The following is a 26,339-nucleotide window of genomic DNA, read 5'->3' as shown; positions in this document are numbered from 1 at the left end:
TTGGTTCAGATTTATGTTTGCTCAGCCGCACACCGGGCTGTACTCGAACTCCACCAGCAGCGGGGTGTGATCCGAGCTGGTGAACTCGCTGAGCACCCGGCTGCTGTCGGCGACCGGGGTCAGCTGGCAGCTGTAGAGGATGTGATCCAGCGGCTGCCCAAGAAACTGCTTTATCTCAGACTTCTCATTATCGCTGAACTGCACCTGCCTCAGCCCCTGGCGACCGGCCAGGGCGGTCAGCAGCTTCTGCCGCTGGGATGACCAGGTGTTGAAATCGCCGGCGAAGATCACCGGCCCCTGGTGTGCGGCGATGCGCTTCTCCAGATTATCCAGCTGCTGGCGGTAATCGCTGTTGGTGACAAAGTTGATGCCGTGGATGTTCACCAGCATCAGGCTTTGCTGCTCATCCAAAGCAACCTGGGTCAGCAGCGCCGCCTTGGGGGTGTGGGTAATGGGCTCAGCCGGGGTGGTCAGCTTCAGCCTGGCGCTGAGGATGGGGCTGCCGGTCAGACTCATTACCCCGGACTGGCTGCCGTCCCGCTTTTGCAGGTTGGCGCCAAAGGCGTAATGGTAGGGCGACAGCTCAGGGGCGACAGTCGGGTTGACGTTCACCTCCTGCAGCGCCAGCAGGTCCGGGGTGTACTCATGCTGCATCCGGGCAAACTCCTGTTGCCACTGGGGCTCACCCAGTTGCTTATGGATGTTCCAGGAGATCAGCGAGAATCGATGGGGCAGGGGCTCGGGCGCGTCGGTGGCGGTGGTGGCCGCCGGCATCACCCAGGCCTGGGTGCCTGGTGGTGGCGCCGAGGGGCAGCCGCTCAGTCCCAAGGAGAGCAGGGCGGCAGTGGTCAGTGACAGAGCAATGTGTTTCAACCCAAACCCTCCAGAAGCGGCGCAAATAAAGGCCTAATGATCGCTTCTGATTAAGGATTGGTCAATAGGGCAGCAGTGGATGGTCGGCGTCGCAGCGCGCCACCAGCTCCTCCCACTTGGGATCGCAGCAGTGCTCCTTGGGAAAGATGGCGTGAATCATTAACTTGGGCTCAGACACAAAACTGGTGGCCCCGACGGTATGAAACACGTGCATCCATTGTTCCACCCCGCGCCCGGGAAATTCCGTGGTGGTCACAAAGCCTGTCACATTCATCTGCTTGGAGCCGCGCTTGCGCCAGTCCTTGGGCACCGACTTCTCTTGCAGCACCCTTTGCAGCAACTGACTGGCCCAGGGATCCTGGTACATCAGGATGTCCTGCTGCAGGGTCATCAGCAGGGCACACACTGTGTCCTCCCAGCCAATCAGGAAGGGCTTGAACCCCTGTTCGGTGAAGATGAGATCCACCATGTTGAAGCTGTCTTTGGCGGCGGTGGCCGGGGCGAAGCGTTTGACCAGAGTCAGCATGCCGCGGTTGATCATCCTGGCACTGCCGTACTGGTCGATGATCATTGCCGGAAAGGGATCGAAGCCGCGCAGGGTGGCAATCAGCGATTGTCGCAGCCAGTGGTGTTCATAGGAGTCGGGTTTGAGGGTAAAGCTGGTGGGGGCGTATCCGGCGGAGGCGAGCAGGTTGTTGGTCTCTCTGACGTTGAGCTCCAGCAGCTCCGCCAGCTTCTCCACCAACTCCTGGCCAGGCAGGGATTTGCCCGTTTCCAGAAAGCTGATGTGTCTGAGCGACGAACCCACCTTATGGGCCAAGCTCTCCTGGCTCAGCCCCCGGGTTTTTCGCCAAAATTTCAGTAGTCTCCCAAAGGCGCCTTTGGGCATGGTCAGTCCCGCTTCATGCATCATCAATCCTTTTTATCCATTGATGCAAAAACCATCACATTTTCTAGGTTTAATATTACCTCGGAGGTAATAGATAGACCACTAACTTACCGCCATTATTAAAAAAGTCATTATCTACGGATGGAGATAGGCGGGTATGAGTTACTTTGTTACTGGCGGTACTGGTTTCATTGGAAAGTACATTTTGGCCAACCTGGCCAAGCGGGAAGGTGAGATTTTTATCCTGGTGCGGGAGGGCACAGAGGACAAGTTTGAAGAGAACTGCGAACTGCTGAATCTCGATCCCAGCAGGTTCACCATCATCAAGGGCGAACTGGCTGAGCCCATGCTCGGCGTCAGCGACGTCGACAAAGAGAAGATCCACGGTAAGGTCACCGAATTTATCCACTGCGCGGCGATGTACAACATCACCGCATCTGCCCAGCTCAACCACGACATCAACGTGGGTGGCACCAGAGAGGCCCTGGCCCTGGCTAAGTTTGCCGGCGCCAAATGCTTCAACCATCTGAGCTCCATTGCCGTTGCCGGCTTCTACCACGGCGTATTCAACGAGCACATGTTCGAGCAGGGCGTTGGCCTGGACGTAAACCCCTACCTCAAGACCAAGTACGACTCCGAAGCCCTGGTGCGCGAGCAGGAGGAGATGGAGTACCGTATCTTCCGGCCCTCGATGGTCATCGGCCACTCCAAGACAGGTGAAATTGATAAGATTGATGGTCCTTACTACCTGTTCAAGACCCTGCAGAAGCTGCGCAACATCCTGCCCAGCTGGATTCCGGCCATCGGCATCAAGGGCGGTGAGTTCAACATGGTGCCCGTGGACTACGTGGCCAACGCCATCGACCACATCGTCAATGCGCCTGAGACCCAGGGCCAGTGCTACCACCTGGTGGACAACCCCGGGGTGAAGATGATTGAGGCCCTGGATGTGTTCTCCCAGGCCGCTCACGGCTCCCGTCTCTCTGCGGGCATCAGCCCCGGCCTGCTGGACTTCATTCCTGGGCCCATGCGTGGCGCCCTGCTGAACCTGCCCACGGTACGTCACCTGATTGACCAGACTCTGGCCAGCCTCAAGGTGCCAAAAGAGGCGCTTAAGCTGCTGGATCTTAAGACCAAGTTCGACGACTCTAACACCCGCAAAGCCCTGGCGGGCACCGACATCGCCGTACCGCCGCTGCGCGATTATGCCGGTGTGGTGTGGGACTACTGGGAGCGCAACCTGGATCCCAACCGTATGGGCAGCCGCACCCTGGAACAGCACGTTGAAGGTAAGGTGGCGGTGGTCACCGGGGCCAGCTCCGGCATCGGCCGTGCCCTGGCCATTCGTCTGGCCAGTGCCGGTGCCAAGGTGATGCTGGTGGCCCGCGGCATGGAGCAGCTCAAAGAGGTGGAGCAGGAGATCCTGGCCGAGGGTGGCGAAGCCTACAGCTACAACTGCGACCTCAACAACCTGGAGCTGTGTGACCAGGTGATTGACCGCATCCATGAGGAGCATGGCGCGGTGGACTTGCTGGTGAACAACGCAGGTCGCTCCATCCGCCGTTCGCTGAAGCTGACCTACGACCGCTTCCACGATTTCGAGCGCACCATGCAGCTCAACTATTTCTCGCCGGTGCGCCTGACCATGCGGGCCTTGCCCAAGATGGTGGAAGCCGGTGGCGCTCACGTCATCAACATCTCCACCATCGCCGTACTCGGTGGCAGTGCCCCGCGCTTCTCCGCTTATGTGGCCTCTAAGGCGGCGCTGGACGCCTGGTCCAAGTCCGCCGGTGCGGAGTACTGCGAACACAACGTGTCCTTCACCAACGTGCACATGCCTCTGGTGCGTACGCCGATGATTGAGTCCTCGCCCATGTACAAGTTCGCCCCGACCCTGAGCCCGGATGAAGCGGTGGCGATGATCGAGGAGGCGATTCTTGAGAAGCATGTGGAGGTGAACACCGCCATCGGCAGCGCCATGCGCGCGGCCAACATCCTGGCGCCCAAGCTGTATGAGCTGCTGATGTCCACCACCTACAAGATGTTCCCGGACACCGCCGCCGCCCAGGGCCTGCCCGAAGAGGAGGTGAAGCCCACTCCAGAGCAGGTGGCTCTGGCGGCGCTGATGTCAGGTAACTACCTGTAATCGAAGCCGACAAACTGTTGTACTGACTTGACACCCGATCGCCCCTGGCGGTCGGGTGTCTTGCTGTTGGCACTTCATATCCTGTGTTAGTCTTTCCAGCACTTAAGTAAGTAGGAACCCTCACAGGGACAGTTCAATGAAGATCTTCAGCAACTTTGAAAGTGGCGCCATCAATGTGGTGAAAGCGGAGTCCAAAGACGACATCCAGCTGACCATCCCCAACGACAACCAGTCCGAGTTCTACCAGTGGTTTCATTTCCGTCTGGAATCCCAGGTGGGCGAGGAGCACAGCATCAAGCTGATGAACCTGGTCAAGTCTGCCTACCCTGAAGGCTGGGACAACTACCGGGTAGCCGCCTCCTACGACCGTGAGGAGTGGTTCCGCATCCCCGCCGAGTTCGACGGCGACACCATGAGCTTCAAGGTGACCCCGGAGCACAACTCCATCTATTTCGCCTATTTCGCTCCTTACAGCTATGGCCGTCACCAGGACCTGATCCATCACGCCCAGCTGCACCCGGAGTGCACCCTGGAGACCCTGGGCCACACCCTGGATGGCAATGATATGAGTCTGCTGACCATCGGCACTCCGGAGCCCGGCAAGAAGATTGTCTGGGTCATTGGTCGTCAGCACCCTGGCGAGACCATGGCCGAGTGGTTCATCGAAGGCCTGCTGACCCGCCTGCTGGACGATGAAGACAGCGTAGGCCGCACCCTGCTGGGCAACTCCGTGTTCTACGTGGTGCCCAACATGAATCCCGATGGCTCCATCCGCGGTCACTTGCGCACCAACGCCATTGGCGTAAACCTCAACCGAGAGTGGGCCGAACCGAGCATGGAACGCAGTCCCGAGGTGTTCCTGGTGCGCCAGAAGATGCTGGAAACCGGCATCGACATGTTCCTGGACGTCCACGGCGACGAAGCGATTCCCTACAACTTCGTGGCTGGCAGTGAGGGCACTCCCTCCTACGGCGAAGAGCGCAAAGCCCTGGAGGACGCCTTCAAGTCCGCCCTGATGGCCATTACCCCAGAGTTCCAGGATGAGTACGGCTACGACAAAGACAAGCCCGGCGAAGCCAACCTTACCGTAGGCTCCAACTGGGTGGCCGAGCAGTTCGACTGCCTATCCTACACCGTCGAGATGCCGTTCAAAGACCACGACTTCGCCCCGGACGAAGACTACGGCTGGTCACCCCAGCGCAGCCACCAGTTCGGCCGCGACACCCTTGCTGCGGTCAACGCCGTGATGGGTAAGCTGTAACAGCGATTCGAGATAACAATGAGAAGGGCTGCCGGTAGGCGGCCTTTTTTGTACCTGAAGGGCAGAAAATGTGCCGGAGTAATCGTTCAATGACTGCTTTGGTGCCAAAAGCGGTCGTCCGTTGACGACGAGATCTTGTACTCTGTGATTTGCCCCCTACAAAACACCTGCAACAGGGTGTACCTTAAACATTCTTTTGGAAACAGTTGGTTAAGGATGATTTCTGGCAAGGGTGACGAATGACCGTGTTCGTCCATGGCGAAGCTTGGGCGAAACTTGAGTCCTTAAACAAAAAATATCATTAATATCAACCACATACAGGTTGGCACTTACTAACTTAAAGTTGTTGTTTTAGCTGGTTATGTATACAGATATGGGTTCCTTCCGCCTTTTTACGAGCTGGATCCGCCTTGCACGCAACAGAGCTTTGAAGAAATTCCTCAATTGAACCCCTAAAAAATTGAAAGTGAAAAGATTTTGATTGAATGTAGAATGTCATCAATTGTGGATAGGCGGCAAAGTTGTAATGAGTGAAAGGCGGCGAGTTGCCGAATAATACGCTGTAATAGGGCAAAACTATCAAGCTGCAGCTATGTAGTGATTAATTGCTCTAAAATATATTGTTTATAACAACAAATGAGATTAATATGGAAGAGCGTTACTATACAGCTGGATGGAAGAAGTTCGAACTGAACCGTAGGGGAATGCTTGCTCAGTATGATCTCGCAAAGTTTGAAAATGAGAATAGACCATTACAGACTGAGCACGGTGTCATAGCTGAATCGACACTCCGAAACTGGCTCATCGAATGTCTGCCGGAAGAATATGGCGTCACCTCTGGCTTCATAATTCCGCCGATAGTTGAGCCTTCCGATTACACTGAATACCACTTCGACGTAATAATCTATGAGAAAAAGGGCTGTCCTGTTCTATGGCAAAGTCATAACAGTGATTTGGCGTCACAAGGGCAACATAAGGCAATTCCTTTACGTTATGTAAGGTGTGTGCTCGAAGTGAAGGCAGCATTTAATGCTAAAAACGCGAAATCAGCTAGAGATGGCTTAGAAAGGCTTAGAAACATTGGTAGTCGATTCTCCTCTGGTTTCAAAACCGCAGTAGTTTTTTTTGAGTCCCAGTTATCCAAGCGAAATAGCATCACACCGCTCGCAAAGTTGGTCGGTGAAACTGGAGACCGCCTATTCGATTTCGGTTGTGTTTTAAGGTGCGATAAGAACTTTGAGGTATCGGGTTTTTTTGAGAAAGTAGGAAATATGCAATCTCCTCCACTTCGAAGTGAAAAACTATACAACGATATTGATAACTATGTGTTAGAGAAACAAGCTGATTCATCTATATCACCAAATACTACTCCGCCTTCATTTAGTATTTTAGATATCCGGAAAGATGGAAGAAATACACAGCATTTTTTTAAGAGTTTTAATACTACCTACTTAAGCCCTATTCACGACCGGTTTGATGGGTATAGTCTAAAATGGTCTAGGAATGGATTTACCTATTTCATACTGCATCTTCTTTATGTTTTGGCAAACAAGCCTAGCATCGTTAATGGGGATCTTACAGAATACCCTCCAGGATTATGTTTTGATAAGTGTACTGAATCCCTATAACACATATGAGCCTTCTAACGGTCAAGAGTAAGGGCGTACTCCCACCGAACTGATTGTCAGTGCAATGAGCTAACCAAGTGGCATTGCTTCGCCTGTCATTGCGAGCGTTTGCCGCAAACACATATTGAGGCTCTCTTACACGGCGCTCTGCCGCTGCCAATGGTGGTGTTGCTACCATTGGGGCACTAGACATTCATCGGTAACCCTAGGCTGTCCTAGTCAAGTCCATTGGCTTATCGCTTTGCGAGTCCAGTTATTTTCAGGCTCAGTCAGGGTGCAAACCCTCCTGGGTAGCTCCTTGTTGGGTTGGGCGTATGGGACTTCCAATCAAGGCATCAGATTCTAGCTCTGCATATGGGTATCTTTTCAACGAGGTCATGCCTTAGTGAGTCGATACACCTCTTGATGCTGAGTGTTGCTGCCCTAGTTATGTGCGTGGCTAATCCCATACCCCAAAACTTATGTGTTGAAAAATTATTGGTGATCAAATACCTGCCTATTCTTCAACATGAAATACACGGCACGACCGAGTTTATGGGCAAGTGCCGATAACGCCTTTGCTTTGCTCATTCGTCGTTGTAGTCGTTCTAGGTGGCGCTTTGCAGCCGGGTTGTCTCTTAGGATCAGCACACAGGCTTCGCTGAATGCCCATTTAAGGTGGCGATTGCCGATTTTGCTGCCTTGACTGCCATAGCTTTTGCCAGCTGATTCGGCTTTGCATTTTACCAACCGAGCGTAGGAAGCAAATTGCTGCACAGTAGGGAAGCGGTTGATTGTAGTGGTCAACTAAATCCGGACACCTGTTTAGCCCGATTCTCGGCTTCCGCAGGCGGCACCCCATCATTGTGTTGGTGAGGGCGCTGCCAGTTGTAGTAGTCCATCAAGTATGCGGCGACGTCTCGCTTGGCTTCGCGAGCGGTCATGTAACCAGTTGATGGGATCCATTCTGTCTTCAAGCTCCGGAACAGTCTCTCCATGGGAGCATTGTCCCAGCAATTGCCACGGCGGCTCATGCTCTGAGTCATTCGATAGCGCCAGAGACGTTGTCTGAACTTTCGGCTGGCATATTGGCTTCCCTGGTCAGAGTGGAACATCACACCATCTGGGCAACCGCGTTGCTGGTATGCCATCTCCAGTGCCTTTACGGCCAAATCGGCATCAGGTCTTTCCGACATGGCCCAGCCCACAGTTCGGCGTGTGTGAAGGTCGATGATTGCAGCCAAATAATGCCAACGACCAGCGGCCCAGATATAAGTAATATCGCCGCACCAAACTTGATTGGGTTCGGCAACATCGAACTCCCGATCAAGCCGATTAGGGATGTCCGGTCGCTCCACTTGAGCCGTTTTATAGGAATGAGAGCCAGGCTGCTTGGACGTCAGCCCTGCCTCCTTCATCAAGCTACGTACTTTGAAGCGACCAATCTTGTGCCCCAATTCCTGCATCATCGACATCAGTGCACGACTACCAGCTGAGCTGCGGCTTTCCTTGAACAAGCGGCGTAGCTCGCTACGAAACTTGATACGCTCAGAGTCAACGCAGCGTTTTCGGGCCTTGTAGTCATAGAAACAGGATGTGGAGATATCGAAGGCGGAACAGACCAGTTCTGTGGATTCCTGCTCTCTCAACTGGTCTATCAGAGCGTACGTTCGAATTCGTCCGCCATTAAGAGAGCTGTGGCCTTTTTTAGCACCGCCTTTTCTCGCTCAAGTCGGTTAATGCGGGCCTCAAGCTCCTGAATTTTCTGCTGCTCCGGGGTAAGAGCCTTGTTGTTAGGAGTCTGGCCTCCTCTCTCAGCTTGGAGCTGGCGAACCCAGTTGCGGATCACCGTCTCTCCAACATCGAGTGATCGACTGGCCTCAGGGACGGAGTAGCCCTGGTCGAGTACCAGGCATGCGGCTTCCAGTTTGAACTCCGCAGTGAATGAGCGACGCTTTCTTGTCATTGAACACCTCTTGTTACGGTGGCGACTTTACCACCTAAAGCGGTGTCCGGGATCATTAAACCACTACAAAGCAGCAGAGCTGACATCAAGGCTCCTCAAAGTCCACAGTATGGCTATATCATCCCTTAGGTGGCTGTTTTAAGCATAAATCTGGTACTCTTAGTAGCAATGATTTTCATATATGGATTAGTTCCATATGTTCTAGAACAATGAAAGTGGGCTAGCTTATTAGCTGTGCTCCAGCGTCTAAACACAAGGATGACACATGACTCAAGCAAAAAAAGAGTTCGAATTGGCTTTGTCGGACTCAGAGGAGTTGATCACTTGTTATGATTCAATGAATCACCATAATAGCTGCACACGCCCTCCAGAAGTGCTGAAGCGCGCAACTTTGATTATGACTTTGACTGCTTGGGAAACGTATATTGAAGATGTGGCTGCCGAGCTAATCAATGCAAAATACGGAATGGTTATGGGCTCTCAAGTTGGTAGTATCATAACAGGGCGCCTGAACGATCACCTAAAGACATTCAATAACCCAGATTCCAAAAAAACTAAGGATCTCTTTCAAGAATTTTTCGGTATCGATATTACTGAGAGTTGGGTTTGGGGAAATTACCATACTTCGAAAGATGCAAGAACTGCATTAAATTCATGGCTTAGAAAGCGTGGAGAAGCTGTTCACAGAGCGCAGATTGACAAACAATCTTCGCATATAGTGAAACGAGATGAGCTGGATAAATGCATACGTTTCTTCAGAGAGTTAGTCAATGTCACCGATAAAAAGCTATCGGAGATCTAGTTAATAATGATCTTGGTATCTCTTTCCTTAGGCGGTTTGAGCACATGGTACTAGAACTTCGAGAGATGGCCATTATGTCTTGTAGTTAGGAAGAGAGAGTTCATCCTAGGCAGGAGGCCTCTTGTGTCAATCAGAGAGCTTTCTCGCTCTGTTGAATACGCTTAGGTGGCGCTCGCATTTGCCTCATTTAGCCATAACCCCTTTGATGTAGTTCGCCATCATCTGTTCCATCTGGCTTTCAAAGTCGAAATGCAGGTGCTCCAACCCTTCGAACTGGGTCAACTTGCGCATGGGGGCGGCCGGGTTGGCCATCGGCCACAGTCCGGCGGCAATCACGCCTGAGGTAAAGGCTATCTGGCCGGCCTCACTCTCGTCTACGCCAGGCAAGCAATGGGCGATGGCTTTAGCGATCTCTCCCATCTGCGAAGCACTGCCCAGCTTGATGTCCCGGACCTTCTCCAGTTTTACGTTGTGCTCCAGTAAGGTTGAAGACAGGCTCAGTAGCTCGCACAGAAACGATTGTGCGCAGTACTGCTCTGCAATGAGCTTGGCAAACTCTTCTGCGTTGAGCGTTTTACCCTCTGTCGCCGCTGTAAACGCCTCAACAAAGGCGCCTGTCTCTTCCGTCATCAAGGTCATCAAGATCTCTTCCCGACTGCCAAAGTAACGGTAGAGGTTGGATTTATTGACCTCTGCACGACGGCCCAACTCGTTCAGTGACCAGTTCTGAATGCCGTATTCGGCGCAAAGCTCACGGGCCTTGGCCAGGATGCTGGCCCGGCGATCGGCCTTCTGCTCTGCTTGCCTTGCCCGCTTAAACGTCATGCTTGATACCTCTTTGCTTTCCAAACCCCAACAGATCAGGGCGTTAATCATAATTCACAATCTATAAGACCACTAGTCTTTTAAATAAGAGACCGATGGTCTTATAATGGGCGCAACTTTTGATTCGACTCGATGAGGACACCATGAAACGCCCATCCGGAAACCTTTGGATAGATACATTCTTCGCCCGCAAGTCGACAGACAGGGTGCCTGATCAGGACCTGAGAGGGAAAACCGTTGTGTTTACCGGCGGTACCGATGGCTTGGGCCGGATTGCTCTGGAGCGCTTGGCGTCCATGGGCGCAGATATTGTGCTTGTGGCGCGCACCTCAAAGAAGAGCGCCCTGGTGCACACCGAGATTAAGCTCAAGGGCTACGCGGGAGAGGTTTCAACCGTCGCGTGCGACCTCAGTTCCTTGGACAGTGTCAGACAAGCCGCCTCTGCCATTCTCGAGAGATGCGGCAACATTGACCTGTTGATCAACTGTGCGGGCGCCAACCTGGCCGAGCGCATGCTGTCTCCGGAAGGTTATGAGCTCAACTTTGTCGTTAACTATCTCAGCCCTATGCTGTTGACCGAGCTTCTGCTGGAGCGGGTTAAGTCCACTCCTGAGGCGCGCATCATCAACGTGACCTCGGGGACGCAGCAATATGGCCATGTGGATCTGAACGATCTGCATCGTGAACAGAAGTGGTCCACCTTCGCGAGCTACGCCCAGGCCAAGCTGTGCATGATCATGCATGCGGGCGATGTCGCTGAGCGCCTGCAGGGCAGCGACGTCACCATCAACTGCCTCAACCCCGGTTACATCAAAAGCAATATAGGAAGGCACCTGAAAGGGGCAGAGCGCATGTTCAACGTCTTTTTTGGCGGACTGGCTGCGCCGTCCTGGGTAGGAGGAGAACGCATAGTGGCCGCAGCTCTGGGGGAGGAGTATCGGGGCGTGTCCGGTAAGTTCATCTACGAAGACACTTTGATGGCACCCAACCCTGAAACCCAGGATACCGGCAAGGTCATCAGGCTGTTGAGTCAGTCTTTTGAAATGGCGGGTCTGTCCCGCCCCACGGCTTAGGAGAGCGGAGATGTCTTTTATTGAACATACCCACGCCTGGGTTCGCGGCGAAGGGGTGGATATGGCGGTTCTCTGTGGTGTTGGTTTGCTGCTGCTGTTGGTGGCCGGAGGCCTGTGGCGATTTGTGGCGACACCGCTGGGACAGGCGTTGGTCATTCCAATTTCATTGATCGCTCTGCTGTTTCTGGGGGTGGGAGTCTTTGGTGTTGTGTCGACGCCGGCGAAGCTTGCTCAATTCTCGGCGGCGTTTGAGCTGGATCCAAGCGGGTTCGTGCAATCTGAGCAGGAGCGGGTGGCTGGCTTCGAGGCGCTGTATCTCTATACGCTTATTGGTGCTGCCATCGGGTTTGCATTGGCCCTTGGCATCTTCTGGCAGACCCAAAGCGTCACCTGGAGAGCCATAGGCATAGCCTTGGTGGTGCTGGGGCTTGCGGCTCTGGTTATCGACGGTTTTTCAAAGGAGCGGGCAACCGTGTATCAGGCGGAAATAGACAAGGCCTTGAGCAGTCCGGCCGCTGACCGGTCGCAGCAGTAAAGGGGCTGCTGGAGGTCTGTCCAAGCTGCAACCTGGTGTGTAACGTGTTTGAGTCCATCGAGGCCCACCCGGTAGATAAGTTGCGCCTCGCTGAGTAGAGGCTCAGGCAAGGCCTTAGCCCTCAAGCTAGGGGGTTAGGGGCGCCCATCTAAGAGTGTCCGCTTCAGAGGGGGCTAGGGTCCGGCAGTGAAGTTCTCGTTGCTGCCGGGCATTTTAAGCGTCATTAGGTGACGGCCTAATTCGCGGTGCCATCTTGCAGGGCGGGCATTATCTGCAACACTTCTGTGAGTTTAAGCGTCTCTGCAAACCCTTTTATGAGCGATGGTTTCAACTCTGGATAATTTAACTGGGGTTGGCGGTTGCTGGTCCAAAGTCGGTTCCTGCGGAGAAGGCTCTCCCCTCAAAGACGAGGCTTTTCGCAGGAGAAAGCAGATGAGGATAGCGACCTTAGTGTCCTGGGCGGCGGTTCTGTTCGCCAGTGCAGCCAGCGCCGATGTAAGTCAGGAGGTTCTGGATTCTATTTCTACGCCCGATGAGGTGAACACCTCCATAGGGACCCTGAAGTTTCTTGATGGGGCTCCCTACCCGGAGACCGCCGAAAAAGTGTATGACTACATCGATACCATGAGAGGGTTCGACGCCTTCATGAAGGGCATACCCGGCGCCTCGTTGCATATGTTGATTGAGGGCCCCAAGAGCCTTGGCGCCAATACGGCGGCGCACAAGATCCCTATCTTCGACAATCTGATGGATTCCAGTCCGCTGTTTCTGACCGGCAACACCTCCACCATGTATGTGCTTCCTGGATTGGACCTGCTTCGAGACGGGCCCGTGGTGGTTGAGGTGCCCTCTGGCGGGCCGTTGGGCGCCTTTAACGACGCCTGGTTTCGTTACCTGGGCGATCTGGGGCCTGCAGGGCCGGATAAGGGGCAGGGGGGCAAGTATCTGGTGTTGCCTCCGGGGTTTGAAGGAGAAGTGCCCGAGGGGTACTTCGTCGTGCAGTCGACCAGCTACAACGTCTGGGTGTTTATGCGCTTCCCCCTTGGGGATGGCTTAGACGCGGCGGTAAACAACGCCAAAGGGTTGCGAATCTATCCTTTGGCAGACAAAGACAGTCCGCCGAAGATGGAGTTCATCAGTCTGTCGGGCCAGTCGTTTAACACGGTGCACGCCAACAACTTCAAGTTCTATGAGGAGATCAACGCGGTTATCCAGAAAGAGCCCTTGGAGCTGCTCGATCCGGAAACCAGGGGGTTGTTTGCGGCGATCGGCATAGAGAAGGGGAAGCCCTTTGAGCCGGATAAGCGCATGAGGAGAATCCTGAGTGATGCCGTTGCCATAGGCAATGCGGCCGCGCGCTCTATCGTCTGGCACCCCCGTGTCGATGGCCTGATGAAAGGGGTGGAGATCTACCCCGGGGAGGGCAGCGCCTGGATCATGGCCTTTGCTGACAAGAATGTGTTCTTCAACGGGGATGATGGCCACACCATGAACAGCGACGCCCGCGTGATGTTTCACTACCCCTATACGGCGGTGACGCCGGCCATGGCCTTAACAAGGGCTGGTGCGGGCTCGGATTATGCCGTGGCCTATGTGGATGCCAACAAGCAGCCATTTGATGGGTCTAAAACCTACCGGCTGCGGGTGCCGGCCAATCCTCCCGCTAAGCAGTTCTGGGCGGCCACCGTCTACGACCCACAGACCCGCTCTCAGCTGCAGAGCAGCCAGCCTTTTCCCACAGTGGGGAGCCAAACTGAGGGTATCAAGGCCAATGCGGATGGTTCCTATGACCTCTATTTTGGCCCTAAGCCGCCAAAGGGGTTTGAGAATAACTGGGTGGAAACCATTCCGGGCAAAGGTTGGTTCACCGTTTTCCGTATCTACGGTCCGCTGGAACCATGGATAGAAAAGAGTTGGCGGCTGGGTGAGATCAAAGTCATAGATTGATGAGCTCAGGCCGATTCCGAGTGCTCAGAGATAAAAAAGCAAGGCCGGGCTTACAAGGTCGGCCTTGTGTGGAGTGCTTTTTTGTAAAGCAATAAATCATCCAGAATATTGAACTTTCATATCAGGTGTATTGCTGCGAAATCTAATTGTCACTATCGAGGAAACAACAAGCTTTATTTCAATTTGATAAGTGTGAGTGCTTTTTTGGGGCTTATTTTCTGGACTTGGTTGGTCCTGGAATTTAGCTGGGGATATGGGCAAGTGGTCAGCGTCTTTGTGCCATGTCCTGGAGCAGCATGGCGAAGCGACAAAGACTTATCTTGCTGTATCTTATGATTTTTATTTGGAAATTGGTTTCGGTTGGAGCCGGAGGCTTCAGGCCTAAACTAGGAAGGCGAGTCTTGGGGTACCCGTTTTTTATGCATCGTTTACACAATGAGCAAGGCGTTAGTGAAATCAAGTTATAAGTGACTCATCTCATTGGGCTTGATGGATTTATGATGTCTGCTAGTGCACTTTGACAATGCTTCGACTGAAACTTTTTGCGGAAAAATGTTCTGCACTCAGATCACAAACAGTCTTAATTTCCGTTGTTATGATGCCCGGCAGAAAAAGATTCTTCCTTCCACCAGAGCTTAAAGGAATTTGTCATGGAAAACATTATTCTGTCTCCGGGTAAGTATGTTCAGGGCGACGGCGCCATTCATAACATTGCCACACACGCCAAGGTGCATTCATTGGTGCTGGCAGACGACTTCGTCATGGGGTTAACCGAGGAGGCGGTTCAGGCCAGTTTCAATGACAAGGGTCTGGAGGTGGAGTTTGCTCTGTTTGGCGGTGAGTGCGCCAAGTCCGAGATTGAGCGGTTGAAGGACAAGGCGGTTTCCTGTGGCTGCAAGATGATCATCGGCATTGGTGGGGGTAAGGCTCTGGATACTGCCAAGGCGGTGGCCCACTTCGCCGGCCTGCCCGTGGTGGTGGTGCCCACCATCGCCTCTACCGACGCCCCTTGCAGCGCCCTGTCGGTGATCTACACCGAAGAGGGTGTGTTCGACGAGTACCTGCTGCTACCTAAAAACCCAGACGTGGTGCTGATGGACACGGGTCTGATTGCCAAGGCGCCCACACGTCTGCTGGTGGCGGGCATGGGCGATGCCCTGGCTACCTACTTCGAGGCCCGTGCCGCAGCACAGGGCCAGGCGCAAAACCTGGCCGGTGGGGTGCCCACCAACACCGCCCTGGCCCTGGCCAAGCTCTGTTATGACACCCTGATTAATCAGGGGCCCATGGCGCTGGCGGCGTCCGAAGCCAAGGTGACCACCCCGGCACTGGAGAGCATAGTGGAAGCCAACACCTACCTCAGCGGTGTGGGTTTCGAAAGCGGTGGCTTGGCGGCGGCCCACGCCATCCATAACGGTCTGACCCTGATGGAGGAGTGTCATCATCTCTACCACGGCGAGAAGGTGGCCTTCGGTACCCTGGTGCAGCTGGTGATGGAGAATGCCCCCAGAGAGGAGATTGCCGAGGTACTGAGCTTCTGCAACACCGTAGGCCTGCCGACTCACCTGTGGCAATTGGGCATCAAGGAGCTGGATATGGACAAGCTTAAGGCCGTCGCCGAGCAGGCCTGTGCCGATGGCGAAACCATCCACAACATGCCCTTCAAAGTAACTCCAGAGAAGGTACTGGCCGCCATTTTGGCCGCCGACCGTTTGGGCCGCCGCGGGGTGAACTGATCACCAGTGCTCGTTGTGGGCATAAGGCGACTGGGCGGCCTTTAAGGCCATCAACTTTTCCACTCGCTCCGCAGTGGGCGGGTGAGATCTGAGCCAGGCCAGGGGATCCCCCTGGCCTGTTGGTGTCAGCAGTCCGCGCCACAGTGGTGCCTGCTCGCGGGAGATGGTCAGCAGCGCCGAGGCCAATGGTTCAGGTGCCCCCAGTAAACTGGCGGCGCGTCTGTCCGCATCAAATTCCCTTACCCGGGACAGCGCCAACTGCAACAGGGCACACAGGTGGGGGGTGACCATCAACAGCAGCAGGGCGCCGATGGACACCGATGCCATACCGAACAGCATCAGCGGCAGCATAATCAGCGCACCAATCCAGGCCAGGCTGGCCAGCATCCGACATAAGCCGGTGATCAGCGCCGCCATTCTAAGCAGGAAAGCATCACTGTGGGCCAGGTGAGCCACTTCATGGGCCAGTACGCCGGCAATTTCCGGCGCGCTGAGGCGTCTGAGCAGGCCTTCGGAGACCACAATCACCCCATTGTTCTGACTGCCCATGGCAAAGGCGTTGGCGGTCAGGGAGGGAGACCAGAACACCTGAGGCGAGCGTTCCAGCTGTGCCCGCCTGGCCAATTCAGCCACCGCCTGTTTGAGCCCAGGCGCCCCGGTCATGGGGGTGACTCGCATCATTCTCAGCTGCCACTGAGTGGGCAGGGTAGGGAGCAATACCGACACGATGATCAGCATGGCCAGCACCAGCCATTCGGTACCGGGTCCCAGCAGCAGATGGCCACTGAGCATCAACAGCAGGGCCATGCCTCCCAACAGAAACAGGGTGTGCAGGGCGTTTCGCAGCCGGGATCTCAGGTGTTGTCTCGGATCCATCCTCGCCTCATTTGCTGACTCTCTTAGTAAGGGTATAAGGGCGGCCAGGGTGGTTATCAAGTGCTCAGTCCGTACAATGCAGTCACTGGTGTACAGATATAGGGCGAATGGCTGTGGTTAAGGGGGCTTTCTATTGAAATGGACGATTTTTCTGTGGTTTAGTTAGCGACCTTAGCAGTCGCAACCCGGGTCTGCAGCGGTGGACGCTCGGTTGGAGAGATAATAACAACGATGTTTCGAAAGATATGGGTGTTGGTCTGCCTGGCGTTGGTGGCCAAGGTGGTGTTCAGTGACCTCAGCAAAGATACCGAGCCTAAGCCACCGGCGGATCCCAGGCTGACGCAGATTCTGACGTTCATGGAGCAGGAGCAGAGCGATGACGCCTATGAGGCGATCGCTTCGGTGCTGCCTGAGGTGCAAAACCCACAGGTGGTGCAGTATCTCTACAAACTGCGGGCGCACATCGAGGTGGAGCGTCGCCACTTTCACTACGCCGTTGAGTCCCTGACCCAGGCGCAGAGAGCCGGTGACCACAGCAGGGCAACCTCGGCCCGCATCGATGAGATCAACAGCTGGATTGGTCGTATGCAGGAGGAGCGGGCCATGGCCGATCACTACCGGGATGCCAGGGCCAATGGCATGGCCGGCGAGCTCAAAGGTCAGGTGACCATTCTCTATCTCTATCTGAATGACAACCGCTGGAGCAAGTGGTCCGGAAAGGATCGACTGCAAAACCGCCAATATCTGCAGCAGGTGACCGACTGGTATGGTCGTCGTGCCTCGGAGTATGGGCTGGTCAAGCCCACCTTCAATACCCGCTTTTTCTTTTTGACCTCGCCCAAGGGGATCACCAAGGAGTGGCTGCGTTCCAAGGCCTTCTTCAGTGACGCCCAGCACCTGATTGCCCGGCAACTGGGATACAGCAACATGGCCCAGTTTGTTCAGGCCAAGGCGCCCAGCGGCGAAGTGGCCCTGGTGTTCCATTCCAATGGTGAAGCGCGATCGTTCGCGCTCTCCTGCCGGAGCAAAGAGCAGGCGCCGCGCTGCCACTACGAGTACGCCATGCTCACCGAAAAGATGGTGCCTGGTGCCCGCCATAGCTTTGTTCCTCAGGTGCAGGCCCATGAGATGCTGCACCTGTTTGGCGCCGCCGATCTCTACCGAATTCGTAACGCCCGGGATTACGCCGTGACCGACATCATGAACTACTACAGCGACACCCTGGGGCACGCCACCATCGAACCCATTACCGCCTGGTCCATTGGCTGGGCTGAGGCGCCCAATGCGCCCTTCAAGATTGAAAACAAGGAGAAATGAGTATGGAGATCACCTCCGTAGAACAAAACGCCGTCTTTATGTTCCTGAATCTGAGCTACGCGGTCATCAGCCTGTTTGTCAGCGTGATTGCCCTGGTGATTATCGATAAGTTCGTGTTCCGTCGCATCGACTTTATTGAGGAGATCCGCAAGGGCAACCTGGCGGTGGCCATCTTCCAGTCCACCATCCTGCTGTTTGTGGGCTTCGTGGTGTCTTCGGCGATGCACTAACGCAGGGTTTGGCCAGCCTTGTCTGACTAACCTTTTGATTTTATGACGAGAAACCTGTTTTCGAACAGGCGTGTCTTGTACACTCTCTGCACTGTTGTCCATGGGCAGCCGTGTTGAACAACGACCGGATGAAAGGGAATTCGTTTGTGTTGGGTCTAATACACCGCAATCTGTAAGCAAGGAAGTACCGTGAAAAAAATTCTAACTCTCTTTAGCGCCATTCTTTTCTCCTTCTCCTCCCTGGCGGCCTCCATGCCTGACATCGGCGATGTTGCCCCCGATTATCTGGGGCGTGGCAACGATGGCACCGTGGTTCGTGTCTCTGAGCAGCAGGGCAAGATCATGGTGGTGACCTTCTGGGCCTCCTGGTGTCCTCCTTGTCTCAAGGAGTTGCCTCTGCTGGAGGGGCTGCAGACCACTGTGGGCAAAGAACAGCTCAAGGTGGTGGCGGTGAACTATCGCGAAGACAAGAGGCAGTATCGCCGCATCAAGAACAAGCTGAAGAACCTGACCTTTACCCTGACCAGCGACAGCAATGGCAAGATCGGTCGCAAGTATGGCGTGGATGGCATTCCCCATATGGTGTTGATTGACCATGAGGGCAACATTGCCAACCGCTGGGTGGGTTACGGTGAAGGCAACATCCAGCAGGTAGTGGATGCCATGAACGAACTGCTGGCAAAGCAACTGGCAGACAAACAAGCCTAGAGTTTCTTAACACCGCCGGCACAGATGCCGGCGGTGTTGCTTTGGGTGGTGCGAAAGGCTGAGGAAGGCGGGGAGTTACGACTTAGGCTTTACGGCCTGTCGCTTGGCCTTGGGTACGTAGTTGAGGATGGAGATGGGTACCGCTTTCCTCGGTGCGAATCCTTCAACTTCGCGGCGCTCAATCAGGTGATTCAACCGACTTTCGATCATGCACAGGTTTTTGAAGTCGTCCTTGGAGACCAGAGACACCGCTTCACCCAGGGCGCCCGCGCGACCGGTTCGACCGATGCGATGCACATACTCGTCGGCGGGGAAGGGCAGGTCGTAATTGACCACTCGCTCCAGGTTATCGATGTCGATGCCTCGTGCGGCGACGCCGGTGGCCACCAGATAGCGAATTGTGCCGGCTTTAAAGTCGGCCAGAATTTGTTCCCGGACCGCCTGAGTGCGGCCACTGTGGATGCAGTCCGCTTCGATGCCGCGCTTGGCCAATTGGCTCACCAGCTTGGCGGCGCCGTGTTTGGTTTCGATGAAGATCAGCGCCTGGTTCCAGGGGGCGGTTTGGATCAGGTGGCTCAGCAGGGCCGATTTCTTATCTTTGTCTACGGTGGTCAGCCACTGGCTGATGGTGGCTTTGCTGGCCTGACTGGCGGCAATGCTTATCTCAACCGCATCGCTGATGGCACTCTTGGCCAGGGCCCGCACTTTTTTGGAGAGGGTGGCGGAAAACAGCAGCGATTGCCGCTCTGTGGGCAGCTTGGTGACGATGTCGTTGATGTCATCGATGAAGCCCATATCCAGCATCTTGTCCGCTTCATCCAGCACCAGCATCTCTACTTCATCGAAGTGAATGGCGCGGCGGCTGTACATGTCCAGCAGTCGTCCAGGCGTGGCCACCAGCAGGTCGACTCCGTCCAGCAGCGCCTGGCGCTGAGGTTCAATGTCTACGCCGCCGTACATGGCCAGGCAGGTCAGCGGCAGGTGACGACCATAGCGCTCAACACTTTCGGCCACCTGCACCACCAATTCGCGGGTCGGTGCGATGATCAGCGCCCGAACCCGTTTCTTGCGACCACGGCTGCCCTGGCTGAGTTGCTGCAGAATTGGAAGCACAAAGCTGGCGGTCTTGCCGGTACCAGTTTGCGCGGCAGCAATCAGGTTATCGCCCCGCAGCACAACGGGAATGGCCTTCTGCTGAATAGAAGTAGGCTCGCTGTAACCGGCTTCGGCAACGGCGTCGACAAGTGGGGCGGATAATCCCAGGCTGGAGAATGACATCGGTGGTCTCAATTTGGTGAAACAACTGCGCCGCAAACGGTGGCGGCGCAAGGGGCGGGAAGTATAGCAAAGCCCTCTGGTTCGGGAAATGAGGGCGATGGGGTTCTGATGTTTTGGTTCGAGTGGCCTGTTTGTCCATCTACTTCAGAAATTGGGACAGTAGCTGCTCCATGGCTTTTTTGCCCACTATGTCTGACATGGTTGTTTCGAACTCGCTGTCGAAATGTCCATTTTGACTGACCCATTCGGCAAGCTGAGGCAGATAATTGTCCAGACTGTCGCCATGTCGCATCAACAGCTCATCCAGGCGTTGCCAAAAGGCGGCGCCCTTAACGTAGAACAGTCCGTAGTACTGCATCTGCCGCTCTTGAGTCACTTTGGTGTGGGCCTCATAGAGCCTGGCATCACTGTTGGGCATCTTCGTTCGTTGGCTATCCCAGTCTCTCTGGGGCGTATTGGAGGGAGCGCCAAACTTAGCCAAGGACTTGTAGCCGTAGTAGTGGGCCAGGCTCTCTGAGAGCCAGGTAGGGTAGGAGTAGGGCGCAAGCATGTGGAAGAGTTCGTGAGCGGAAACCCAAAACAGACGTTCCTTGCTTTGTTTGGAGATACCACCGTCACCAATTGCGTAGTTGGAAACAAAGGCATTGGAGCCTGCAGCGCCGCCAATCATGCCGTGGCTTTCATTGATTCCGGCCCAAACCAGGCTTAGTTGCTGCTGAGTCGCTTTAGTGCGATTCAAAAGCTGAGAGAGATACTGATACTGGCTGCTCAGCAGAGCCTGATTGTGATTTATGGTGAGCTCCCGCCCCATGATATCGGTGTAAACCAGAAAGTGTGTCTCTTGTTCCTGAAACGCGGCGGTGGGTGTGCCAAAAGGAAGAATCAGAGGTGGCTGGATTGCAGATGGAAGACTTTGACAGTTGCTTTCAGTCCTGTGGTCATCTACCTGAGTGCAGACCATCGCGTCTCTGACACCTTCGAATCTGGGAATGGTGTCCCATTCAAATAGCACCCACCAGCCTGAACTGGAGACGTAACTGGTTTGCTCGGACAGATTAATATCCAGATCGTCTAGGGAGTGGAAGGAGGTTCGCCAGTTTAGCTGTTCACACTTCAGTGGCTCACCATAATTGGCTGGCTCGGCAGTGTCGCCATTGATGCATTGAATGGACAGGGAATCTTTGCTTGCTTCCGACAGGGAACGAGGCGGCCTCAGGGTAAAGGTATTAAGCGTTGACGTATCCACGGAGAAGTTGCCGAACTGTCGGTCTTGGTGGTTGACCGTCAACTGATAGGTGACTGATGGCGTAAAGCCCTGTGCGGATAAGCTGAAGAGCGCCAGTCCGTATAACGGCAGTTTGAGATACATAGAGTCCATTCTCAGTAATGGGAAACAGGGTGAAGCTTCTAAGCGGCTTTTCGCTGCATGCTTCTCTTTGTTGAGAGAAATGACGCGAATTAAAGTTCATTAAAAACAGATGTTTGATTCCAATCTGGTTTGTGACTCACAAAAAAGCCAGCGACTGTCGGGCCGCTGGCTTGTTGTTTTGTCATGGCTATGACAGTTTACTTGTGAACCTTGCCGATTCTGGTAGCACGATCGTCATAGTCTTCTGCGTGACACCCTCCACAGGATTGTACCGGTCTCAGCCAGGGCTGGCGGTACTTGCCGTCCTCGCCGTATTGATACGGATCCTCGGACGCATGAGACAGGTCGATCTTGAACAGGTGAGAGTTCTTCGGCATGTGGCAATCGGTACAGTCTGCCATGGCACCGTGCATGGCACCCAGACCGTCGTTGAACTTCACGCTTGGGTGACAATCCTGGCACTCGGTGGTCAGGGCTTCCTCGTGTCCAGGCTTATCCCGGAAGTTGGTGGACAGGTGAGGATTGTGGCAGTGGATACACTGGAACATCCGCTTCTTACCTGTGGCTTCACCGGTATCCGGGTCATAGCCCAGCAGAGCATCACCGGCATTACGACCCTCTTCGAAGTAGTCTTTAACGAAGCCACCGATGGTGTCTCCGCCAAACTTTTCGTCGTAGCTGGTCATATACCCATCTTTATACCAACGCTCACCCGCTTTGGTGTGGCATTCCCCACAAGCAATCGCGTCGCCATAGGCTTGGTTCATGGCCGTCAAGTCAGCGCGCAGCCGGCCTTTGGCGTTGCGGACAATGTTGTCTTTGCTGGGGCTCTTGGCGTGATCGCCACCGGCACCATGACAGGCTTCGCACTGCACGCCGGCCTGGGCAAAGGTTCCTTCCATGCCAATCAGACCGTCCTGACGATCGCGGTTGCGATGGTCATCGGGCTCAGAGGTGTAGTCGCGCCAGCCGGTGTTGTGGCAGTGGCCACAGTTGTAGGGCATGCCGTCGCCGCCCGCACCTGGTGCGAAGGGGACGACCCGAGTCTCGTCCAGGGTTTCCCCTTTCGGCAGCACATCGAACATCGCCTTGGGGCCGTTGACCATGTAGCCGTTGTTATCGACTAGAATCGCCTGACGCTGGAAGCCACCCAGCAGGTAACTGATGTCAGCCCAGCTTTCCGGTGTTCCTGCGCTGTTCTCGACGCCCTCGTACAGCTCGAAGGCGCCATCCAGGGAGGTAAAGGGCAGGTCGGGCGCCTCACCGTTTTCAATCTTAGTGAATTTCCAGTTGTGTCCGGTCTCCAGGAAGCTGGCCTTGTCTTGGTGGCAGCGCAGACAGGTTTGGGTACCGGCATAATCCTGAAGGCTGGCTTTCACCTCCACATCCACCACAGCCTGGGTCTTGCCGCCTTTTCCGTCGCTGATGGTGTACTCCACCTGGGCCAAGCCATAGTCGCTGGAGACAAACCACAACAGGCCGTCTTCCACCCGCACTTCACCAGAGCCTTGCACCACCTTGGCATCCGCCAGGGAAAGGGTGTCGCCCTCTGGATCGCTGGCTTCGGCCAGGACGTCGATGGAGGTGTCTTCACCGATAACGGCAATGGCCGACATTGCTCCCGGGCCTGGAGGTAGATTGGTATCCGAGTCGTTGTCACTGTCTCCATTACACCCTGCCAGCAGCGCGATCAGCGCACTGGCGCAAAGTGTCAGAGCACCTTGTTTTACTACGTGTTGTTTCATCATCATTTCCTCTGCGATTTTATTTTTTCGCAAGAGAAAATTTAATTAATGCTTCAATAGGAATGGAGGTCGATTTTGTCCGGCAAATAGTCGATTTCGTACCGTCAGCTTAATCTGTGAACTGGATCTCCGCGTAGGAACGAATTACTGAATTGAGTCTCTGTGCTAGAGGGAGGGCACAGCAGAAGAGCAGGAAGTCAGTGATACAGGAAAACAAAAAAAACAATGTGATCAGCTGGTTACAGTTTTGTGTTGTGATTGGCTGTCATAGGGTGATTTAACGTCATTGCAGTATGCGGAAAAGTCATTTTAGCCATGTTCTTCCACCGCCGCCCTTGAGATAACATAAACGCGGTTCAAAACAACAAGGGTAATAGAATGAAGAGTAACATTCTCATCGCTGTATCTGTTTCCACCTTAGTGGGGTGCGCAACCATTGTGGCGCCACTTGCCAGTGATTTTATTACATCGACAGGGGAAACCGTTCGCATTGCTTACGCTAACCCTGATAAGGCTCTCAATTGCACCATTAAGGGAACGTCAGAATTTAACCCCAATACTCACAGCATTGCAGGTGTCTTCTCTATTGGTGATGATGACGCTGAAGTCGAACGACGTATCAACTCGACCTTTGCAGAGAAAGCCGTAACGTTGGGGGCGAACTACATCAATCGTGGCTTCGCCGGTTCCAACTCGTTCGGCGGTGTGTACGAGCGTTCATCAACAGTTGAGGCTGCGTATTTCCACTGTGAGACTCTGCCAACCCTGTAACTGGCTGAGTTGACTCCTTCCAGTAGAGAGAAAAGCCGCCCCAGGGGGCGGCTTAGGTTTAAGTACTGGATATCAAGCGCGTTTCGCGATCACAACAATATCAGGGTCAGTGCCGGTATAAGCCTGCCCATCAAGCTCATCCAACATCAACTCAATCTGAAGACCAGCCTTGAAAAATTCCTGTTCCAGCATTGCTTTGTCAAAGTACTGTAGCCAGTTGTAGATTGTGTAGCTGTTATTGGGCTCGATGATGGTGTATTTATCGAGCACCACCTTCTCATCGTCATACTTGAAGGTCGTGAGAAACCCGTAATACTCTTTTGCTGACCAAAACCCGCCAAGCTGATTTTTCTCATAACTGCTGCATTCCTGGCGCTGCGCATACGCATTGAGGGAGTGGACGTCCAGAATGATACGGCCTCCCGTCGTAAGCAGCTTCTCGAACTTCTTCAGCAATTTGGCACGGTTTTCAGGGCTCAGGGCACAGAAGCCGCAGTAAATAAGCGTAATGAGATCGAAGCGCTGGTCGGTTTCAAATTCAAGATAATTGGCTTCAATGTAATTGATGTCCAATCCAGATTTACGCGCTTGGGTGCGGGCATACTGCAAAGAGTTAGTTGAAAAATCGACTCCTGTTACTTTGGCATCAGCTCGAGCGAAGGCCTGAGTATATAGTCCAGGACCGCAGCCAAAATCACAAACTCGAGTACCTGACTTAATTCCAAAATGCTGGATCATCCAATTGGTCGACGCTTGACGTTGACCTGTAGAGCGGGAAGCAAGCTCGGTCGCATCACTCAAATGATACGCCAGCATCTGCTCGGCGCGATGAGGATCTGTCCAAAGTTCGAGGGTAGTAATACTCTCAAAAGGCGCTGGTTTCTTATTAATTTCGATTAATTGACGATACATGAATAGTCACCAATAAACACAAGATAAAGGTGACGCAGGCCAGGACTTAAACTTTGCCTAAAGCCGAAAATTGAGGCGTCACCATGGTCAATAACATCGCTTTGTTCATCTTTTTAACTTTCATAGCGCACCTCCTCATCAATATTGAAAACCAGGAGACCTTAACACCGCCTGGGGTATGGTTCAATTGCTCCACTTCATCTTACATAGCGCGGTAGATGAATGGGGGCCGTTCAGTCTACTGTTGTTGGTTGCGGCCCACTAAAGGGCTCTAGACCTTTGCTGGGGCTTTAACCATTCCCGATAAATCTTGATCTGCTTCACAACATCTCTGTGGGGCTGTGTTACCTTAATCTTGAAAATAGAGCAATTGCTCTAATTTGTTTCTTTTGGTTTTCAACCATGTAGACAGAGGTCGGGAGCAGTGGGGCAGGGAAGCGTTTCCTAGGCGGCACTGGCTTCGACTTTAATGGGGATTGTCCGGGGGGGCCTGGATTGTGAGGGGTTGAAACCAAACAAGGGACAGTCGTGCCAGCTCAGCTGGCTCACTTGATGTTTGAAGGAGAAGGGTATGGAACCCTCTAATCTCACACTGATCGTCTCCATTATTGTCTACGCCGCCGTAACCTATGCGCTCACCGAAGTGTTCCGGCGTTATCGCTATCTGGGCTTTGCCTTTATCGTTGGCTCCCTCTGTACTTTTCCCCTTTGGGCCGAGAACCGGGACACCTGGTTTGAATGGGCCAAGATCTTCAGCGTACTGGTGCCCATGGTGGTGGTCAGCCTGATGCGCATCGCCGTCTATGAGAAAAAGCAGGGACCTTTCTGGGAGATCTTTAAAAAGCCTTGGACCCTGTGGTTTCTGTTTTTCATTCTCGCCCTCAATATCACCGAGGCCTCCATTCATGACTGGCAACTGGGCAACCCCTGGAACGCGTTGTCCGGCTTCTGCCTGGTGCTGACCATCCCCTTCGTCGGCAAATTCTGGCGTGTGGAGGACAAAACCTGTGGCGATCTGATTGTGGACTTCCCTCTGGGTTGGTGTTTTCTCTACACCACCTGGAACGCCGCCTTCCTGTTTGGCTGCATCCCCGATGAGTTTGCCGGTGGCTTGGCAATCCTCATCGCCTGTGAGCTCTACTCGGTGTTCGGTCGGCACGATCTCTACATCATGGGGCGTATCTACACCCTGGCGATCTTCGTGGTGCAGCTGGGCCTGACCGACGTCTTCCCCTTTATGGACTCCTCCGCCTGGGCCAATCCTGAACTCGCCACCTGGTGGGGCATCATCAATCTGGCTCTGAGTGTGGCCTACGTCTTCTGGTACAACTGGCAGATGTACACAGGGGGCTGCGACACCAAGTTCCGCCACCCTGCCTCGGCGCCACAAGGGGTCTTTACCGACAAGGAGCGCCAGGACTCCATCGGTGGTTTCTGGTCTCATCTCTATTTCCATCGCGCCTGAGGAGGGGT

General features: G+C 54.2%; 22 protein-coding genes and 1 pseudogene. 13 read left to right on the top strand and 10 right to left on the bottom strand.

Annotated elements, in window-relative coordinates:
- Positions 1-21: 21 nt before the first annotated feature.
- Positions 22-873, bottom strand: coding sequence for an endonuclease/exonuclease/phosphatase family protein (locus QUE41_RS12025; protein WP_286339283.1), 852 nt, complete (start codon positions 871-873; stop codon positions 22-24).
- A gap of 61 nt (positions 874-934) precedes the next feature.
- Positions 935-1,783, bottom strand: coding sequence for a helix-turn-helix domain-containing protein (locus QUE41_RS12020; RefSeq protein ID WP_286339282.1), 849 nt, complete (start codon positions 1,781-1,783; stop codon positions 935-937).
- A gap of 136 nt (positions 1,784-1,919) precedes the next feature.
- Here QUE41_RS12020 and QUE41_RS12015 point away from each other — a divergent pair, with 136 nt between their 5' ends.
- The 3 genes from QUE41_RS12015 (at position 1,920) to QUE41_RS12005 (ending at position 6,797) form a co-directional block, all read left to right on the top strand.
- On the top strand, positions 1,920-3,908 hold the full coding sequence (locus tag QUE41_RS12015) for an SDR family oxidoreductase (RefSeq protein ID WP_286339281.1): 1,989 nt from the start codon (positions 1,920-1,922) through the stop codon (positions 3,906-3,908).
- A gap of 136 nt (positions 3,909-4,044) precedes the next feature.
- The gene (locus tag QUE41_RS12010; RefSeq protein WP_286339280.1) at positions 4,045-5,169 is read left to right on the top strand and encodes a M14 family metallopeptidase; all 1,125 of its coding nucleotides are present in this window, start codon (positions 4,045-4,047) and stop codon (positions 5,167-5,169) included.
- A 647-nt stretch (positions 5,170-5,816) separates the two neighbouring features.
- Positions 5,817-6,797: a DUF6602 domain-containing protein gene (locus QUE41_RS12005; protein WP_286339279.1), complete on the top strand. Its 981-nt coding sequence runs from the start codon at positions 5,817-5,819 to the stop codon at positions 6,795-6,797.
- A gap of 474 nt (positions 6,798-7,271) precedes the next feature.
- Here the strand turns inward: QUE41_RS12005 and QUE41_RS12000 are convergent.
- Together QUE41_RS12000 and QUE41_RS11995 are read right to left on the bottom strand one after the other, a co-directional pair.
- A pseudogene (locus tag QUE41_RS12000) lies at positions 7,272-7,571 on the bottom strand (transposase); the annotation flags it as partial.
- 8 nt (positions 7,572-7,579) lie between these two features.
- Positions 7,580-8,742 (bottom strand): IS3 family transposase gene (locus tag QUE41_RS11995; RefSeq protein ID WP_286339200.1). Its coding sequence is split into 2 segments (ribosomal slippage): positions 7,580-8,487 and positions 8,487-8,742, totalling 1,164 coding nucleotides; the frame shifts between segments, so codons are not numbered across the junction.
- 265 nt (positions 8,743-9,007) lie between these two features.
- Here QUE41_RS11995 and QUE41_RS11990 point away from each other — a divergent pair.
- Positions 9,008-9,544 (top strand): HEPN domain-containing protein, encoded by a 537-nt coding sequence (locus tag QUE41_RS11990; protein ID WP_286339278.1) that lies wholly within the window; start codon positions 9,008-9,010, stop codon positions 9,542-9,544.
- A gap of 183 nt (positions 9,545-9,727) precedes the next feature.
- Here the strand turns inward: QUE41_RS11990 and QUE41_RS11985 are convergent, their stop codons facing one another.
- Positions 9,728-10,420 carry a TetR/AcrR family transcriptional regulator gene (locus QUE41_RS11985; RefSeq protein WP_286339277.1) on the bottom strand — a complete coding sequence of 231 codons (693 nt, stop codon included), beginning with the start codon at positions 10,418-10,420 and terminating at the stop codon, positions 9,728-9,730.
- Positions 10,421-10,512: 92 nt separating this feature from the next.
- On the opposite strand from QUE41_RS11985, the gene QUE41_RS11980 reads away from it, so the two are divergent.
- From QUE41_RS11980 to QUE41_RS11965, 4 genes are all read left to right on the top strand, one after another.
- Positions 10,513-11,442, top strand: a complete 930-nt coding sequence (locus QUE41_RS11980; RefSeq protein ID WP_286339276.1) for an SDR family NAD(P)-dependent oxidoreductase — start codon at positions 10,513-10,515, stop codon at positions 11,440-11,442.
- A 10-nt stretch (positions 11,443-11,452) separates the two neighbouring features.
- The gene (locus QUE41_RS11975; protein ID WP_286339275.1) at positions 11,453-11,977 is read left to right on the top strand and encodes a hypothetical protein; all 525 of its coding nucleotides are present in this window, start codon (positions 11,453-11,455) and stop codon (positions 11,975-11,977) included.
- Positions 11,978-12,409: 432 nt separating this feature from the next.
- A complete protein-coding gene (locus QUE41_RS11970) occupies positions 12,410-13,924 on the top strand; it encodes a DUF1254 domain-containing protein (RefSeq protein WP_286339274.1) in 1,515 nt (504 codons plus the stop codon).
- Positions 13,925-14,574: 650 nt separating this feature from the next.
- Positions 14,575-15,660 (top strand): glycerol dehydrogenase, encoded by a 1,086-nt coding sequence (locus QUE41_RS11965; protein ID WP_286339273.1) that lies wholly within the window; start codon positions 14,575-14,577, stop codon positions 15,658-15,660.
- Here the strand turns inward: QUE41_RS11965 and QUE41_RS11960 are convergent, their stop codons facing one another.
- Positions 15,661-16,536 carry a zinc metalloprotease HtpX gene (locus tag QUE41_RS11960; RefSeq protein ID WP_286339272.1) on the bottom strand — a complete coding sequence of 292 codons (876 nt, stop codon included), beginning with the start codon at positions 16,534-16,536 and terminating at the stop codon, positions 15,661-15,663.
- Positions 16,537-16,767: 231 nt separating this feature from the next.
- Here QUE41_RS11960 and QUE41_RS11955 point away from each other — a divergent pair, with 231 nt between their 5' ends.
- The 3 genes from QUE41_RS11955 to QUE41_RS11945 all read left to right on the top strand — a co-directional run bounded on the left by QUE41_RS11955 (position 16,768) and on the right by QUE41_RS11945 (position 18,791).
- Positions 16,768-17,853: a hypothetical protein gene (locus tag QUE41_RS11955; protein ID WP_286339271.1), complete on the top strand. Its 1,086-nt coding sequence runs from the start codon at positions 16,768-16,770 to the stop codon at positions 17,851-17,853.
- Complete coding sequence (locus QUE41_RS11950) at positions 17,850-18,083, top strand: DUF350 domain-containing protein (RefSeq protein WP_028111071.1); 234 nt, start codon at positions 17,850-17,852, stop codon at positions 18,081-18,083. The genes QUE41_RS11955 and QUE41_RS11950 overlap by 4 nt, the downstream gene beginning before the upstream one ends.
- Before the next feature lie 189 nt (positions 18,084-18,272).
- Positions 18,273-18,791 (top strand): TlpA family protein disulfide reductase, encoded by a 519-nt coding sequence (locus QUE41_RS11945; protein WP_286339270.1) that lies wholly within the window; start codon positions 18,273-18,275, stop codon positions 18,789-18,791.
- Between the two features lie 75 nt (positions 18,792-18,866).
- Here QUE41_RS11945 and QUE41_RS11940 read toward each other — a convergent pair whose 3' ends face one another.
- The 3 genes from QUE41_RS11940 to QUE41_RS11930 all read right to left on the bottom strand — a co-directional run bounded on the left by QUE41_RS11940 (position 18,867) and on the right by QUE41_RS11930 (position 23,054).
- Positions 18,867-20,069: a DEAD/DEAH box helicase gene (locus QUE41_RS11940; RefSeq protein WP_286339269.1), complete on the bottom strand. Its 1,203-nt coding sequence runs from the start codon at positions 20,067-20,069 to the stop codon at positions 18,867-18,869.
- Positions 20,070-20,208: 139 nt separating this feature from the next.
- Positions 20,209-21,438 carry a M1 aminopeptidase family protein gene (locus QUE41_RS11935; RefSeq protein ID WP_286339268.1) on the bottom strand — a complete coding sequence of 410 codons (1,230 nt, stop codon included), beginning with the start codon at positions 21,436-21,438 and terminating at the stop codon, positions 20,209-20,211.
- Positions 21,439-21,635: 197 nt separating this feature from the next.
- Positions 21,636-23,054 (bottom strand): Ig-like domain-containing protein, encoded by a 1,419-nt coding sequence (locus QUE41_RS11930; protein ID WP_286339267.1) that lies wholly within the window; start codon positions 23,052-23,054, stop codon positions 21,636-21,638.
- 507 nt (positions 23,055-23,561) lie between these two features.
- Here QUE41_RS11930 and QUE41_RS11925 point away from each other — a divergent pair.
- Positions 23,562-23,954, top strand: coding sequence for a hypothetical protein (locus tag QUE41_RS11925; protein ID WP_286339266.1), 393 nt, complete (start codon positions 23,562-23,564; stop codon positions 23,952-23,954).
- A gap of 72 nt (positions 23,955-24,026) precedes the next feature.
- Here the strand turns inward: QUE41_RS11925 and QUE41_RS11920 are convergent, their stop codons facing one another.
- Entirely contained in the window at positions 24,027-24,866 is an 840-nt protein-coding gene (locus QUE41_RS11920) for a class I SAM-dependent methyltransferase (protein ID WP_286339265.1), read from the bottom strand.
- A gap of 571 nt (positions 24,867-25,437) precedes the next feature.
- On the opposite strand from QUE41_RS11920, the gene QUE41_RS11915 reads away from it, so the two are divergent.
- Entirely contained in the window at positions 25,438-26,331 is an 894-nt protein-coding gene (locus QUE41_RS11915) for a DUF5692 family protein (protein WP_286339264.1), read from the top strand.
- The last annotated feature ends 8 nt before the right edge of the window (positions 26,332-26,339 follow it).

The organism is Ferrimonas sp. YFM (assembly GCF_030296015.1).
In the GTDB taxonomy this organism is placed as follows: Bacteria; Pseudomonadota; Gammaproteobacteria; order Enterobacterales; family Shewanellaceae; genus Ferrimonas.
This window is presented reverse-complemented; position numbering and strand designations above follow the sequence as displayed.

Coding starts and splice junctions, on each gene's coding strand:
- QUE41_RS12020 (WP_286339282.1), bottom strand. CDS start 1,783: ATGCATGAAGCGGGACTGACCATGCCCAAAGGCGCCTTTGGGAGACTA.
- QUE41_RS12015 (WP_286339281.1), top strand. CDS start 1,920: ATGAGTTACTTTGTTACTGGCGGTACTGGTTTCATTGGAAAGTACATT.
- QUE41_RS12010 (WP_286339280.1), top strand. CDS start 4,045: ATGAAGATCTTCAGCAACTTTGAAAGTGGCGCCATCAATGTGGTGAAA.
- QUE41_RS12005 (WP_286339279.1), top strand. CDS start 5,817: ATGGAAGAGCGTTACTATACAGCTGGATGGAAGAAGTTCGAACTGAAC.
- QUE41_RS11990 (WP_286339278.1), top strand. CDS start 9,008: ATGACTCAAGCAAAAAAAGAGTTCGAATTGGCTTTGTCGGACTCAGAG.
- QUE41_RS11985 (WP_286339277.1), bottom strand. CDS start 10,420: ATGATTAACGCCCTGATCTGTTGGGGTTTGGAAAGCAAAGAGGTATCA.
- QUE41_RS11980 (WP_286339276.1), top strand. CDS start 10,513: ATGAAACGCCCATCCGGAAACCTTTGGATAGATACATTCTTCGCCCGC.
- QUE41_RS11975 (WP_286339275.1), top strand. CDS start 11,453: ATGTCTTTTATTGAACATACCCACGCCTGGGTTCGCGGCGAAGGGGTG.
- QUE41_RS11970 (WP_286339274.1), top strand. CDS start 12,410: ATGAGGATAGCGACCTTAGTGTCCTGGGCGGCGGTTCTGTTCGCCAGT.
- QUE41_RS11965 (WP_286339273.1), top strand. CDS start 14,575: ATGGAAAACATTATTCTGTCTCCGGGTAAGTATGTTCAGGGCGACGGC.
- QUE41_RS11960 (WP_286339272.1), bottom strand. CDS start 16,536: ATGGATCCGAGACAACACCTGAGATCCCGGCTGCGAAACGCCCTGCAC.
- QUE41_RS11955 (WP_286339271.1), top strand. CDS start 16,768: ATGTTTCGAAAGATATGGGTGTTGGTCTGCCTGGCGTTGGTGGCCAAG.
- QUE41_RS11950 (WP_028111071.1), top strand. CDS start 17,850: ATGAGTATGGAGATCACCTCCGTAGAACAAAACGCCGTCTTTATGTTC.
- QUE41_RS11940 (WP_286339269.1), bottom strand. CDS start 20,069: ATGTCATTCTCCAGCCTGGGATTATCCGCCCCACTTGTCGACGCCGTT.
- QUE41_RS11935 (WP_286339268.1), bottom strand. CDS start 21,438: ATGTATCTCAAACTGCCGTTATACGGACTGGCGCTCTTCAGCTTATCC.
- QUE41_RS11930 (WP_286339267.1), bottom strand. CDS start 23,054: ATGTCGGCCATTGCCGTTATCGGTGAAGACACCTCCATCGACGTCCTG.
- QUE41_RS11925 (WP_286339266.1), top strand. CDS start 23,562: ATGAAGAGTAACATTCTCATCGCTGTATCTGTTTCCACCTTAGTGGGG.
- QUE41_RS11920 (WP_286339265.1), bottom strand. CDS start 24,866: ATGTATCGTCAATTAATCGAAATTAATAAGAAACCAGCGCCTTTTGAG.
- QUE41_RS11915 (WP_286339264.1), top strand. CDS start 25,438: ATGGAACCCTCTAATCTCACACTGATCGTCTCCATTATTGTCTACGCC.